This is a genomic window from Pseudomonas sp. Sample_14 (assembly GCF_004307515.1).
In the GTDB taxonomy this organism is placed as follows: Bacteria; Pseudomonadota; Gammaproteobacteria; order Pseudomonadales; family Pseudomonadaceae; genus Aquipseudomonas; species Aquipseudomonas atacamensis.
Genome location: NZ_RCOC01000026.1, coordinates 74,340 through 89,117 on the forward strand (window position 1 = coordinate 74,340; position 14,778 = coordinate 89,117).

At 56.1% G+C, this 14,778-nt stretch carries 10 protein-coding genes; 3 read left to right on the top strand and 7 right to left on the bottom strand.

Annotated features, from left to right (window positions below):
* The first annotated feature begins 197 nt into the window (after positions 1-197).
* Positions 198-938 carry a fumarate/nitrate reduction transcriptional regulator Fnr gene (gene fnr / locus D8U61_RS05945; protein WP_130926576.1) on the top strand — a complete coding sequence of 247 codons (741 nt, stop codon included), beginning with the start codon at positions 198-200 and terminating at the stop codon, positions 936-938.
* 46 nt (positions 939-984) lie between these two features.
* Here fnr and D8U61_RS05950 read toward each other — a convergent pair whose 3' ends face one another.
* On the bottom strand, positions 985-1,896 hold the full coding sequence (locus D8U61_RS05950; protein WP_130926577.1) for a universal stress protein: 912 nt from the start codon (positions 1,894-1,896) through the stop codon (positions 985-987).
* Between the two features lie 212 nt (positions 1,897-2,108).
* Here D8U61_RS05950 and D8U61_RS05955 point away from each other — a divergent pair, with 212 nt between their 5' ends.
* The gene (locus D8U61_RS05955) at positions 2,109-2,672 is read left to right on the top strand and encodes a GNAT family N-acetyltransferase (RefSeq protein WP_130926578.1); all 564 of its coding nucleotides are present in this window, start codon (positions 2,109-2,111) and stop codon (positions 2,670-2,672) included.
* A gap of 53 nt (positions 2,673-2,725) precedes the next feature.
* Here D8U61_RS05955 and D8U61_RS05960 read toward each other — a convergent pair whose 3' ends face one another.
* The 4 genes from D8U61_RS05960 to D8U61_RS05975 form a co-directional block, all read right to left on the bottom strand.
* Entirely contained in the window at positions 2,726-3,649 is a 924-nt protein-coding gene (locus D8U61_RS05960) for a universal stress protein (RefSeq protein ID WP_130926579.1), read from the bottom strand.
* Positions 3,650-3,749: 100 nt separating this feature from the next.
* Positions 3,750-4,991, bottom strand: a complete 1,242-nt coding sequence (locus D8U61_RS05965; protein ID WP_130926580.1) for a DUF4010 domain-containing protein — start codon at positions 4,989-4,991, stop codon at positions 3,750-3,752.
* A 37-nt stretch (positions 4,992-5,028) separates the two neighbouring features.
* A complete protein-coding gene (locus tag D8U61_RS05970; protein ID WP_016774525.1) occupies positions 5,029-5,253 on the bottom strand; it encodes a hypothetical protein in 225 nt (74 codons plus the stop codon).
* Between the two features lie 35 nt (positions 5,254-5,288).
* Positions 5,289-6,362: an NAD(P)-dependent alcohol dehydrogenase gene (locus D8U61_RS05975; RefSeq protein ID WP_130926581.1), complete on the bottom strand. Its 1,074-nt coding sequence runs from the start codon at positions 6,360-6,362 to the stop codon at positions 5,289-5,291.
* Positions 6,363-6,622: 260 nt separating this feature from the next.
* Between D8U61_RS05975 and D8U61_RS05980 the strand changes: the two genes are divergently transcribed.
* Positions 6,623-7,549: a universal stress protein gene (locus tag D8U61_RS05980; protein ID WP_130926582.1), complete on the top strand. Its 927-nt coding sequence runs from the start codon at positions 6,623-6,625 to the stop codon at positions 7,547-7,549.
* A gap of 359 nt (positions 7,550-7,908) precedes the next feature.
* Here the strand turns inward: D8U61_RS05980 and D8U61_RS05985 are convergent, their stop codons facing one another.
* Both D8U61_RS05985 and D8U61_RS05990 read right to left on the bottom strand, forming a co-directional pair.
* Entirely contained in the window at positions 7,909-9,312 is a 1,404-nt protein-coding gene (locus tag D8U61_RS05985) for a hypothetical protein (RefSeq protein WP_130926583.1), read from the bottom strand.
* Positions 9,309-14,186, bottom strand: a complete 4,878-nt coding sequence (locus D8U61_RS05990) for an ATP-binding protein (RefSeq protein ID WP_130926584.1) — start codon at positions 14,184-14,186, stop codon at positions 9,309-9,311. The genes D8U61_RS05985 and D8U61_RS05990 overlap by 4 nt, the downstream gene beginning before the upstream one ends.
* Positions 14,187-14,778: the final 592 nt, after the last annotated feature.

Consider the following 14,778-nt stretch of genomic DNA (forward strand, 5'->3'; position numbering starts at 1 on the left):
GCAACTCTGCCAACCGCCACGCTTGATATGCATCAAGTCTCCCCATTAACCCTGCAATACAAGAGCGGCGAAGAGCCCGACGCTTCTGTGAGTTCCCTCCCCGCCGTTCGTCCGTAATCACGCTGACACGCCAAACGAAAAGTACATGCGCTGCGAAGACTTCTATGCTTATCACACTCATTGGAGGCTGCTAATCCATGCTTGAAGCCCACTCGCCCCCCCCGATTCTCAAAACTGCCTGTTCCAACTGCAGTGTGGTCGAGTTATGCCTGCCGCTTGGTTTGACGGGCCCGGAGGTCGAGCGGCTCGACACGCTGATCGTGCAGCGATACAAGGTGAAGAAAGGTGCCGCGCTCTACCGGACCGGGGACCCGCTACGCTCGCTGTACGCAGTGCGAATAGGCTCGTTCAAGACCAGCGTGGTCTCCGTCGATGGCCGCGAGCAAGTGACCGGTTTTCATATTCCCGGCGAAATGCTCGGGCTGGACGCCATCAGCATCGATCAACACGCGTGTACTGCGTATGCGCTGGAAGACAGCGAAGTCTGTCCTATTCACTTCGCACAGCTGGAAAAACTCGCGCAAAGCCTGCCATCCCTGCAGCACAACCTCAACAAGCTGCTGAGCCGGGAAATCGTGCGCGACCACAGCATGTTGATGCTCATGGGCAACATGAACTCCGATGAGCGCCTGGCGGCTTTCCTGCTCAACCTCTCACAACGCCTCAGCTCCCGTGGCTATTCCTCGAAAGAGTTCGTGCTGAAAATGCGCCGCGAAGAAATCGGCTCCTACCTTGGGCTGCGTCTGGAAACCATTTGCCGCGGCATTGCCCACTTGCGCGATCAGGGTTTGGTGGAAATCACCGCGCGCGACGTGAGAATCCACAACATGGACGGCCTCAAGCACATGGTGTCCGGCTGCAACCGCCAGAGTCATTGAGCCCTGCCAGGTTTACGCTGGATGAATCCGAAGCGGGTGATTGTGCTCATCCCGCGACCATTGGTTTGATTGCCAGAATGCTCCCCGGCACCGAATACAAGGCGCGCTCGGTGGTGCTGCCGATCACGCGTTCGATGCCCACGCGATGAACCGTGCCCATCACCACCACGTCGGCCAGGTACTGCTCGACGAACTCATTGATGACCTGCACTGGCTGGCCCATGACGAAGTGTCGACGCTCAGGGGGCACACCGTGGCGATCGGCAAGGGCGACAAAAGCCTGATGCAGTGTCTGACGCAGTTCGTTCGCCAAATCTTCGTTCCAGCCACCGTTGACCATTGGTGCATCGCCGTTGAAGGCAGCGGAAAAATCGTAGGCGCAGAGCAGGTGCAACGGCACGTCGCATTGCAACGCCAAAGCGTTCGCCGACCGTATGATCACGTCGTTCAAGCCACTGATTTGGGTATCCGGATCGAACGGGTCCACGGCTGCCACGACACGATGCGGCAACGCATAGCGAATCTGATTGACCAGATGCACCGGGATCGGACACTCACGCAGCAGGTGGCAATCGAGAGGCGTGATGAACACGCGCTTGAGCGCCGGTTCCAGTCGCACGTCCTTGATCAACAGGTCGGGCTTGAGCACATGGACGGTCTTGAGGATGTCCAGCAGCGGATGGCTGGAGAAGACCACGTCAACGGTGCCGTCCAGCCCCTGGTTGCTGAGCTGCTCGAGCTCATCGGCCACCCAGCGCCGGTAGCGCCGCTGATAGCGCTGAGCATCCACGTCATCGATTTTTTCCTCCCACAGATGGGTGATCGGCACCGGCGAAACAAAGGCCCGCACATCCAGCACCGCCCCGCTCGCCTTGGCCAGCGCGATCGCACGCAGCATCGCCGCCGATTGATGCAGCGTCTGGTCAGCGACCAGCAACAGACGTTCATATTGGCCCATCACACACCTCCGCTCGGCACCGGCGCTGTGGGCCGGCAGGCTTCAAGACTGCGCCCGCTCGCCCTTGCCCGGCGTTGATTTACATCAAGCCCGGGTCAATGAAAGAGGCGTCTGATGTAGATCAGATGTCGCCATGGGCAACCGCGTAGAAGGAAGGCAAGCGGACGCTTTTTCACCGTCCGCCAGCCTTTCGAACCGGATGGAGAATGACCATGCTCACCGTCAAAGACCACAACGATCAGGCCGTGGCCGCTTTTGCAGCGGTTTCCGGTCAATACTGGATTGAGGCGCTCAAGGACGGCCGCCATGTATTGATCCGGCCGCTCACGGAAAAGGATCGCCTGCGCGAATACGACTTCATCAAGCGCCTGTCGCCCGAATCCAGGCACATGCGTTTTCTCGCCCAGATCAGCGAACCCGGCACCGCTCTGCTCGACCAGTTGATGGACACCGATAACAAACAGCGCACCGCCTTCATTGCACTGGTTCACGAGAACGGCAAGTTGATCGAAATCGGCATCAGCCGCTATGCCGGCACAGGCGCCCATCAATGCGAATGCGCGGTGACGGTCGCCGATGAATGGCAGCACTTGGGCTTGGGCACGTTGCTGATGGAACACTTGATCAAGGCGGCCCGCCACAACGGATTTCGCCAGATGTACTCGGTCGATGCCGCCAGTAACGCGGCGATGCGCGATCTGGCCAAAAGCCTGGGCTTCGAAACCCACAATGATCCGGACGACGCACGCCAGGTCATTCATCGTCTTGACCTGTAAATGAATCGCCCCGAGGTGAGTCGGCCAACGATTCACCTCGGGGCGATCGTGTCTCAGGATTGCGGTGTGGGTTGCGGCTTGATCGCCAGCACACTGCAAGGTGCCCGATGCAGCAGCTGTTCGGCGGTGGTGCCTAACAACTTGCTCAAGCCGTGGTGCTGCACTGTGCCCATGACAATGACGTCGATCTGCTTGTTGATGGCGAACCCGCAGATACTGCGCACCGGTGGGCCCTCGATGAAGTGCCGGCATGGGACCGGCACGCCGTGGCGCTCGGCCAAGGCCGTAAATGCCTCATGCTGCGCAGTGCCCAGCGCTTCATGAATCCCGGTGGCCAGCGGCAATGCGCCGAACCCCAGGTCCGTGGCGTAAACCGCCGTCCAGTCGTAAACATGCACCACATCAAGACTGGCATCGCACTGCGCGGCGAGTTGGGCGGCGGCATCGATGATCTGATCGTTGAATACGCAGTCCTGCTCTTCGCTGCGCAAGACATCGACGATGGCCAGCACACGGCGTGGGCGCGGATGGGTGTCGTCGGTCACCAGATGCACCGGCACCGGGCAATCGCGCAACAATTGCCAGTCCAGCGGGGTGTAGAAAATACGCTCCAGCACGGACTCGTGCTGCACATCCTTGATGATCAATAGCAACGGCATTTCGTTGATGAACTGCAGGATCTCGGCGAAGGGATCCTGGACCCACATCACTTCGCTGGTGACCATGATCTGATGCCTCGCCAGCAATGAAGCCTGCTCTGCGAGCCACTGCCGGTGAGTGCGCAGATAACCATCGCGGGCGAGGCGGATCTGCTCGGGGGCAAACAGCCCTGCCACGGCCAGCGCCTGCATGTAGTCGAAGGCCACGATGTGCAACGGCAATTGCATGGCCTGGGCCAGGGCAGCCGCGCGCTCGAACGCCGGCGTGCGCTCCATGACTGAAGGAGCGATCAACAGTAAACGCGGAGTCTGTGACATGGGATACCTCGGCATGCGGCCAGCCAGGAGAAACAGTCTTCAAGGTGAATGCTGTGGCCACTGGCAGATTGATCTTTGTCAGCAAGAGCACCGATTGCGCTCAAAACAGTACATTGCCCGCCCACATGGCCAAGGTCAGCAATACCTGGCCCGGGATCACGCAGGCAGCGAAACGCCTGCCGCCGCTGACCCACGCCACCACGCATTTGCTCACCGAGTTACTGCTGACGGCAATCAGCGCTGGCACCGCTATCGAGTCATAAGGCACCTGGCCCGCCTTGGCCAGGCTGGCGATGGACGCTGTGGCAGAGTGCGCATCGGCAAAGCCCGAAAGCATTGCGGTCAGCCACAAGCCTGCCTGACCAAAGTGGCTGAGCATGGCCGATGAGATGAATGTGATGCCGGTAAGGGTCAGTGTCACGATGACCGCGAGTTTCAGATTGAACGCCCCTGCCGTGTCGACCGGCTTGCTGCGGCTCCCTCGCGTGGGGTCGGGGAACATCAGGCAGGCGCCGTACAACAACGTAGCGATCAAGCCGAAAAGCAGTGGCGCCCATAAACTCTTCAGCAGATCCGCATCAACCATCGTCAGGATCAGGCCGATCTGTATCACCGTCGCGAGATTGGAAAAAATCGCCGCCGCGCTGAGGATGCGGATGTTGTCCGGCTCAAGGGCAAGGCGTTGGCCCATGGTCGCGATTGTTACGGTACTGGAGGCGAAGCCGGATGCAATCGCGCTGATGACGTAGCCATAGCGCGAGCCCAGGGCGCGCACGGCAATGTGGCCGAACGCGCCGACCAGCATCAGCAACACCGTCACGGTACAAATCGTGCGCAGATTGATCGCGGCGTACGGGCCGATATATCGGTCCGGTGCCAAAGGCAGTATCACCAGCGCTGCGATCAGCAGGATCAGGCCATCACGCATTTCCGTTTCTGACAACTGGCTGTTGGCAAAGTGATGCAGCGCCTGGCGATACGCCAGAAGGCCCGCGATCACCACACCAAGGGCAATGGCCAGCGCCGGCGCGGTTGCGCACAACGCGCCCAGGACCAGCACCGCGATCAACGCCACCTCGCTGGTCACCCCGGGATCGTCGCTCTGACTGCGCCAGTACGCGACGCTGGTCAGCAACGTGACACAGACAGCGATGATCCCCAGCAGCAGGCCACCGCCGACTTGTAGCGCGACATATCCCAGCAGCGCGGTAATGGCGAACGTGCGCAAGCCGGCGCAGTGTCGCGCATCGCCAGTACCCTTGTGCCGTTCACGCTCAAGACCAATGAGCATGCCGATCCCCAACGCCGCAGCGGCGCCGGACAGATCAAAAACCTCATTCATGGGTAGCGTCCCGCAGGGTTTGCGCACCCTGCTCGGCTTATGGCGAGCATTCAACGCTTGCGCTGATGCGGCGAGCCGTTGCCGGCCTTGCTGGCAACGGCTGGGCAAACGCATTCGGCCACTCGTGAGGGGCGTTGATACGGGCCTCAAGCACCTCGACAAATTCCTGCGCAGCCTTGAGGCTCCTGAAGCCCACATCCCAGTCATCCATGTGCACGACCCAGCCGTGGGGAGCGTGTTTTTCAGTGATCTTGATGTTCATGGAAACCCCGGTTTCAGCGGCACGCCAAGGTGCTTTCAAGGAGTGATTGCGACTTTCATGACTCCGTCGCGTTGATGAGCGAACAACTCATACGCCTGCTCGATGTCGTCCAGTCTGAAACGGTGAGTCACCAGCGGTGACAGATCGACGGCGCCGCTCTGCACCACGGCCATCAGTCGACGCATGCGTTCCTTGCCGCCCGGGCACAGGGTGGAAACAATGCTGTAATCGCCCAATCCCGCGGCAAACGCACCGAGCGGGATGTGCAGATCGCTGGAATACACCCCAAGGCTGGACAAACGCCCGCCCGGGCGCAGCACCCGCAATGCCGACTCGAACGTGCCTTGGGTGCCCAGCGCTTCGATGGACACATCCACGCCACGGCCATCGGTCAATGCCATGATCTGCTCCACCACATTGCCGTCCTTGAAATTGACGGTATGGGTCGCGCCCAGTTGACGCGCCATGGCCATGCGTTCGGCCACCGCGTCGACACCGATAATCGTGGTGGCGCCCTTCAGGCGTGCTCCGGCCACGGCGCAGAGGCCGATCGGGCCCAATGCAAATACCGCGACAGCGTCGCCGATGGCGATCTCGCCGCGCTCCGCCCCCGAGAACCCGGTGGACATGATGTCCGGGCACATCAGCACCTGTTCATCGCTCAACTCATCGGGGATCGGGCACAGGTTGGCCTGTGCATCCGGCACCAACACGTACTCGGCCTGGCAACCGTCGATCGTGTTGCCAAACTTCCAGCCGCCGATGGCCTTGAAGCCGTGCCGGGTGTCGGGGCCGTCCTGCGAGCCGCAGCCACACAGGCACGCGTAACTGTGCCCGCTGGGGGTGATGGCCCCGGCGATCACCCGCTGCCCTTCGACAAAACCGCGTACTTGCGAGCCCAATCGCTCAATGATGCCGACCGGTTCGTGGCCGATGGTCAGTCCTCTGGCCACTGGGTATTCGCCGCGCAGGATATGCACGTCGGTGCCGCAAATGGTTGTGGTGGTCACGCGGATCAACGCATCCAGCGGCCCGACCTCGGGAATCGGCTTGTCATCGAGCACGATGCGGTTTTTTTCAACGAATATTGCGGCTTTCATGGTGGCCATGATGGCTTTCCCTCCGCCGACAGGTGAGTGCAGAGCAGAGCTTGAGCCGCGGCGGCAGGGTCGTAGTTGATAATGGTCAACTATCCGAGGATCAGTGGTCTTGCTCGACCGTACATCCGCTCACGACCACGCGCTGATGTCTGGTTGATAAATATCAACCCCGCCCTGCTGGCTCGCTCCAGGATAAGCGCATGCCCCACTACTCACTGATTCCAGGCATGCAGCGCAATGCCTGGGTGACCACCCACGGGAGTCCTGTCATGTCTGAGCAATCGCGTTTCATGCTGGTCGTGTCGCCGCTGATGAAAAACAGTCCGGCGTTCGACCGCGCCGCCGCACTGGCCAAAGCGTCGGATGCCGCACTGCATATTGTCGCGTTTGATTATCTGGAGGGCCTGGCGACCGCAGGAATGGTCAACGAGCAAGCCCTGGAGCAGATGCGCCTGGGCTATGTCGAACGCCATCATCAATGGCTCGAAGATCAGGCCCGGCCGCTGCGCAAGATCGGGGTGACCGTCACCACCGAGGTCGTCTGGGTGGACAATCCTTTGAAGGAAATCCTCATTCATTTGAAAGAACAGCCGATGGCTGTCCTTATAAAGGCTCTGGAGCACGAATCAGTTCTGTCGCGACTGATGTTCACCCCGCTGGACATCCACCTGTTGCGCGAATGCCCGGTGCCGCTGCATTTTGTCAGCCAGGTTCAACACGCTCTGCCACGCCGAATCGTCGCGGCGGTCGACCCCTTCCATCGTGATGGCCAATACCAGGGCCTCAACGATCGGATCCTGCGCGAAGCAGCAAGACTGGCCAGTATCTGCAATGGCGGCCTGGACGTGATTTATGCCCACGACCTGTCATCGATCAGCGCTGCCGAGTTCGGCTTCAATAACGCGTCCGCGATCTTTTCTTCCAGCGCAGCCAAGAAACTGTTCGAGGCCCAAGGCGAAGCCTTCCAGGCGCTGGCTGAACGTAACAACATTCCGGCAGAAAACCAGCACATGATTGTGGGCGATCCCGCCAAGGTGCTTTCCAGCTATGCCGATGCTTACGACATCGATGTGATCGTAATGGGCCGCGTCACCCATCGAGGAATCGCCCGACTGGTTGGCAGTACGGTCGAGCATCTGTTGTACAAAATGCCTTGTAGTGTGTGGGTGATGGCGCCGGAAACGCTTACTCGCTGATGGATGCAGTCGACGCTGAAGAAAGGAGTGGATTTACAAACACCAGACGGTGACGGAATGGCCAGTCAGGAGCGTGGAAAACATTTCCACGGCACAAAAAATAAGGGCTTGCATGACATATGTCATGCAAGCCCTTGATATTTATGGTGCCCGAAGCCGGAATCGAACCGGCACGCCCTTACGAGCGGGGGATTTTAAGTCCAGAGTTTTTAACTTATAAATCATATGGTTAAAGTGGATTTTTTTCCGCATCTCAAGAATTTCTTTTCAGTTAGAAACCAATAAAATCAGGCCCTTACAAAAAATTGCGGAATAAAATCCGCACGTGAACACGCTATCGATAAACGCTAACAAGTTTGTCAACGGCTACAGGGCAGAGCCGCTTTCTCTTCATCTGTCCAGCAATGATCTAAAAATAGACAGGCTTGACAGCAGGTTCGGCTGTCTATGGGGTGAATAAGACATCGCCCTTCACGACGGTCCTGAACTACTTGATGAGCACAGTGATGGCGCTGTGAGTCTACAAAGAACACCCGGGGGGCAGTGGTGCGAGCGCTGATGGCGGACTGCATTGCGGCTCTAGTTCCACATTTAGCCCAAGTGTGAAATTGGCATTCTGAAGTACGAGGTTCAGCGAGTAAAAAATGGGTCGCCCTCCCTGTCGCGACAAGCCATTCATCTGCCAACTCTAGTTCGCCTATCAGCGATTTTTCCAATCCCTCGTTACAGAATCCGGGAAAAGCCGAGAGGTCGTCTATGGAAAGTGAGCCGCTGAGCTCGCTTTCGCAGGTTTCAATCAGGGCACCGCTTTGCGCCTGTATCCGCTCCAAGTGTGGCACCAGCGTTTCATTGCCATCATCATCCTTTCGGTAATCCAGTTCGATAGGTGTATCACCATCGATCACAGTGAAGATAATTTCGTCTTTTCGGACGACGAACAAGGCCGGATAAATCAGGATGCGTGGTCGACGAACAAACAGTGAGCTTCCAGTTCTCTCAAAGTGGACATGCAGCCCCTGAAACACCCCGGCGACATCACCCACACTTAAATATTGTCGAAGCTGCGCAGGACGTATGGGGATAGGCGGATCCTCAGTGAGCGCCGAGCGATGGAGAAGCTGAAAAATCTCTTTAGCCTTATCCTTGAACTGTGGCCTTGTAAAAACCGAGATGTCATCAGACCGTGCGGCTTTCAGGAAGGTCTCAACCGGTTTGCTGAACACTACCATCCACTCACCGCTAATTATGGCAGCCCTGGGTAAGTCATGACCGTACCGCTCTTTGAGGGTTCGTACATAGCCGCAGACCTGACGTAAATAGTCATCCCATTCACCGATTACCGGCGACATATCCTTGGCTTTTCCTTCGTAGATATGCTGGATTGCCGCAGCGAGTAGGTTTGCCTCACTACCATACTCACCGCCTCCCCTCGGCGTGATCGCAGGCTTATCCCAAGCCTTTGCCTCTACCAGCAAGAGTGGTTTACCGGTGATGTTCACAACTCCGACATAGTCCATGAACCTCGTGGTCTTAGCTTGAAGGCGGGCTTCCTCGAGCACATTCCCTCCTACTCCCAGTTTCCATCCCAGATGTCCGAGCAATTCATCCACAAAAAGTAGGCGAGTGTCGTGCTCGTGAGGTCTGCGGGTAGGGTCAAGTTCGGCGAATGGCTCGCGCAACGGCCTTGCAATTTCTCGCTCAACCGCTTCGAGCAAATCGTCGAGCGCCAGCTTGAACGTATTTCTCAGTGTCAACCCGGTCACTGGATCAGTTCCGGCAGGCGGTACAGCAGTCGGCGGGCGGCCGGCCAGCCCGCTTCCAAGAAAACCTCTAAAAATTCAACGAGGACAGCGCGCCGGGCTGGAGCCTCGAAAATCTCTTTGTGGTCAGCAAGGAAAACTCCTATAAGTCGAACCAGAAGGTCAGCACCCAAAGACTCATTCTGGTAGCCCGATCGCCGACCAGATTGTAAGGTGCTAGCGGCCAAATCAAAGGCCGCGCTCGCATCTACGTCGACTAGACGCTCGACTAGCTGAAGCATGTAGTGGGTGGTGTGCGGGGAAGCATACTCACCAATCCGCTTTAAGAGCGTTGCGTTCTCTTTGAAGAATACGTCCAGCCGTGTCTGACTAAGGACCACATCGCCACCCTGCTGATTATTCCGCGCACTGGTGGCGAAGAAAACCTGCATACCCGCAGTGTCGATTAGACTTGCGCACTCTCTCGCCTCTGCGGTCTCGGCCTCGTCAACGTAAGTAACTTCAAAGTGCGCGGCGAGCCGAACATTCGCGGCATTGACGATGTCGTAAATGAGCGCGCGCGCGCGCTGGCGGAGACCTGAGTTTTTATCAGGGATATCACCGGCCCCAGCAACCATGGCATCGCTTAATGTCGCCAAAATCGCTTTCGCTTCGTCGGTGTGCTTCCAGGGCACAACTAACCACTGGTCGAGAATGGCCTTCGCTTCTGATGACTGATAGGTGACCCAAAGGACTGTTAAATTATTTGCGATAGCCTTGGACAACCGCCGTTCTCGGCCTGATCCAGGAGCCTCACGCTGCAAAAGCACGATGAGTAGCTCAAGACTTCTTTGTTGATCAGTATGGATCAGCCTCGAAATGACATCACTGACCAGATGTTCGATGACAGTCAGGTTTAGTTCGTGCGTAAGGAGGTCTTTCATTCGAAGCCAGAATCGATTGCGATCAACATCCCAGATTCGAACAAGACGCACTGCAGCGTTGAGCCGAACGGCGGGATGGGAGTCAAATAGCAGCTCCTCCGCACGCTGCACCAGTCTGGGGTACAAGTCCGCGCGTTGTGCGAACAGATCCCAGTAGGCTTGTGCAGCTTCAATGCGGGCCGCAGGACTGCCCCAAGACGCCGACTCTTCAAAGCGCGCTTCTGTGTTTTCGTCCAGCTCTGGAGTTTCTGAACGACTGGCAAAATTCAGCAACTCTGCAAACGTCGCGTCTTGTTCCGATGTGGGAGGGACCTCCTTCGATATCAGTAGCTGTCGCGATACGATTACTTCGCAGCCTTGTCCAATGATCGACTCTGCAATCCTCCGAAGATCGACATGCCCTGCATAGTTTAAGAGCAATGCACGAATGACCTGTAAGGCATCGAGTAATTCAACAAGGGTGGCCGTTACTATATCTTCATATTTCGGCTCGATACGTAGTAGGTTTTTTACGAGCTCGATGGCATCTATAAGCCGCGAATTCTCCGACGATTCTTTGTTAAGTCCTTTAATCCAGTGATAATCGTCTAGCGAGCCAGTCCCTGAACGAATAACAAAAAGTCTCTCATTGACAATGGTCTGATCTTGAGACCTCGCATCTAAGACTTGTCTTGCCTCCTCAGTGATTAGATTGTCACGACCTATCGCAGAAAAAAGGCGCTCCAGAAACGCTAGGCGGGCTTCAGTGCGATACTCATAATCTGAGAAGTCAAATCCGAACACGCTCGTCTCGAAAGCTCGGCGCTGCTGTGCCGGCCTTCGGCTAATACCTTTCGCAATGAGATCAATTGCATCCTTGCGTGTGTCGGGTAAGACGAGGAACGGCTCTGCGGCTGCTAAAGGCCACAATTGGTCTATCAGGCCATCATCACGCTCGACGGCGCAGAGGAACATTCGAGACCATATGATCGCAAAGGAAGCTTCGTCGATCAGGATGTCGATCAATGCGAGAGCAACGACCTCGGTGGCGCGTTGAAGGTGTTCGCGCAATTTGGAAACTAAGCTATTCGCATCTCTATCGTATTGGCTATCTGGGTCGTGTGCCCAAATGTAGCTGCGATCTTCCCGTAGGCGGATTGAGCGCCCACTTACACGCAGTTCAATATTTAGTGCTTCATTAGACGGGTAATGATCGCGTGAGACATAGGTATCAACCGCATTGATGATAGCTCTGACAGCAGCTCGCGGGTGCAATTCCAAAAACCTAGGTAGGTACTCCCCGAGCGACCATCGTGCCATGCCATAATCTTGCCGAGCATTGGACGTAAGGGTAAGGATTTGACTATTGCCTATTCGGGTTTGCCGATCCTCGCTCACCTCGTAATCGAATACTGTCCGGTAGACGACGGAAGTGACGAAGTCTGGATCGATATCCGCGAAAGCCGAAATCTTATAGCAGACAGCCGGCACTTCCTCATGCCCGAATAATTCCATTCGATCTCGACCGAATAGTTGGAGTAGAAGCGCCCGGGAGTCCTCAATGTCGGTGCCATAGGTAGCAATAACAAAGTCAATTGCGGGCCTTACAATAAATCCAGGTTCCGACAGGGACAACCCGTGTGCCAGTAGCGCGCGTGCGGCACGGCCGAGTAACGGCCTGAAAGCGTCCTCTATTACTCGATCAATTAGAATATGTAGTAGAAATCGAAGGTTACCTGCAACGGTTTCTGGAGCCTTCGCCAAACAATCGGTAAGGTAGATCCACGGCGTTAACTCGATTTGCTTTTCGTCCTCAAGCCGCACCACTAGAGCGCCAGCGATATGCGACAACATCCTTGGAAGCCGTCCGTCACCCGCGATAGCCTGATCACCCAACCAAAGGCAATCTTGCGGCAATGCAGGAAACTCTGCTCCCAATCGACCAGCTGTGCTGCGGATAATCGGATCCCCATCCTCATCATTGATTATCATGCAGACTGCGCCCCAAAAACGGGCTCGGCTCTTCTCAGACTCCCAAATTTCGCGCAACACAAAACCTAGAGCCGGTGACAGCATAAGTCCCAAAGCATCGTTCTTACTGAACCGATAGTCGCCGCTGACAATAGCGCTCGGGTCAAGCGCGAGCCTCGCTGCAGCGTAGTCGAAAAGCAGATGATGTCGGAATTGAACCCACCGCTCATTGTCAACGATGACAAGTACCCCCTCCTTACAGAGGGTGTCAATCATGGCAGGGTTACCACCCGCTGCTTGCAGTATGGGTGCGCGTAGGGCTCGCGCTTGGACCATTATCTGAACAACGTTACTTAGGCTAATTCTGGCTGGCAAGCCGTGGCCATCGACACGGTGGTCCCAATAAAGGCTCAGCAAGTCCGCTTGTGAAGCTACTCCTTCCAAATGCTTGATTGAGTCACCGGAGATCAGCTCGCTTAGCAGCCGAGTGTTGAACGGAACCATTGCCAAGTCCCGCAGACGCGATGGAGTCTTTGCCAGACATCTCGCCAGCTCAGGCGACTGACGCAGGAGCTGACCAAACTCGGACTCGGACCAGTGCGGTACTTGAATGTGTTGAACATCGGGGAAGGACGGGTCAGCAAGCGATTCCTCTGGTGGTTTACCTTTGAATAGCGCACGCATCTGTTGCCCCATACGCAGATCGAAATTACGGATCGACGCCACAACATTCCAACGTCCCTTTCGCTCCAGAACTCGCTCGATCAGCGTTCGGAAAACGCCTTCACCGCGCCCGCCGCGTGTTGCGTCTAAAGCATCGATAACCAGATAAGCCGGCTCAGGTCCATCCCAAGCATCGAGAGCATCAAGCAGCGGATGCTGTAATCCTAGCTCTCGTGACAATCCCTCAAGGCTCTCAATGGAATAGCGATCAACAGCAAGTTGCAGAATATCGAAACCATCATCACCAAGTTTACGCGCGAGAACATTCAGTACTGCACTCTTGCCTGCCCCAGGTTCACCGATAATAAGCAAAGGGCCGTTTCGTACCGCGATCTCAACCGCGGATTGGCAGTCACGACGCACCGATAGCTGGGCTCCCCTGGCTACCTCAATCCTTTCATAGCTAACGAGCGCATCGGCGATGCGTTTGGAATGCTGCTTAAGAGTATTTATATCGGCGCGATATTCAACAGGAGCATTAACTACGATACCTCGGCGTGCGAGCAATTGTCGCCAAATATACAGGTCACCACCTCCCCGCTCTTGCATCAGCCGGCCGCTAAGATCAGACAGTGTTGTGAAGGCTGTTTCGGCATTCACGTCCGGACCAAATGCCTTTACAAGGGAGCCACTTGCTAATGCACTACCCTTCTCGCTATCGAACGTGAAGACGACAACTAGTTTCGCCAATTTCAAAAAGATCTGATCATCAATAGCCGTGTTGGTGATGCTCATCCAAGCCTGCTCAACCAAGCTTGAAAATATTTGATATGCCCGCTTTTGCGCCTGATTAAGCGCGCCTCCACCTGGCTGCGCCATGAGACGGAGTGCATCCGGCAAAACGCATCTTACCTGGGGTGATGTTTTGGGACTTACAGCCAAAACTAACCGGTCGCGGTCAGGATCCAGAGGCCGGTTCCACTCCATCGAGCCATCCCCCTGCTGGGCAACAAACCAATGACGAACGAACTGGACTATCGTCTTGCCTAGCGACTGAGCTGGATCTTCACTCAGGCTTACACTGGTCTTAGCCTGTACCGCGACATAGCCGCCATTGCTCGTTTTGATTAAAAGATCGTCGACCGGCGCCTCAGTCTCGAACCGGATCCACTCTGGTGCAGCGGCACCAAGACGGAAGCTGTCATCAAACTGGTCGCGTGCCAGAATCCATGAAGAGAACAGTGCGCCAAGCTGCTGCTCAAAATGGATTCCAGCGCTAGTGGCGGCGCCGCCACCACCGATCCGGACACTAGGAGGAGGATTATTTGGCGTATTAGTCACTGCACAGTTCCGGCTTATGTCTGATAATTCATCAGTGATAGCCGAGTTCGGTGGCGTTGGCAATCGATGTAGCTCAGGCTGCAACTATGGCAGGACTCGTAATTAGCATTAAATCTGCTGCCTCGGCGCGACTACGTTTCCAGCGCTATCAGCAATACGCAAAATTCGGCCAAACTCATGAGAGACGTAAAAGTTTAGCCATTGATTCCAGAATCTCTCGATGACTAGGAATCGCATCCAAGCGGAAACAGATTTAACTTAAGAGTTTGAAATATAAAGATTAATCTTCGGTCTTGAAAACCGTCGACTGTAACAGGTCCATGAGTTCGAATCCCATCGCCTCCGCCATATTTGGTACCGACAAAGCCCTGATTATTCAGGGCTTTGTCGTTTCGGGGATTTGGAAAATTTGCCCCACACTATGAGATCGTTTCCGCATCTTTTCGGGCATTTCCGCAACTATTCCCTTCTGACACTACTGCGTCCCCCTCAAATTTTGTTGATTCGACCTCGGACCTCAGTGGCATGTGGCTGCCTTTGAAAGCAGTTTTCGCCCAAAAGCGGACGGCCACAAATAAAAAAGCGCTAACGT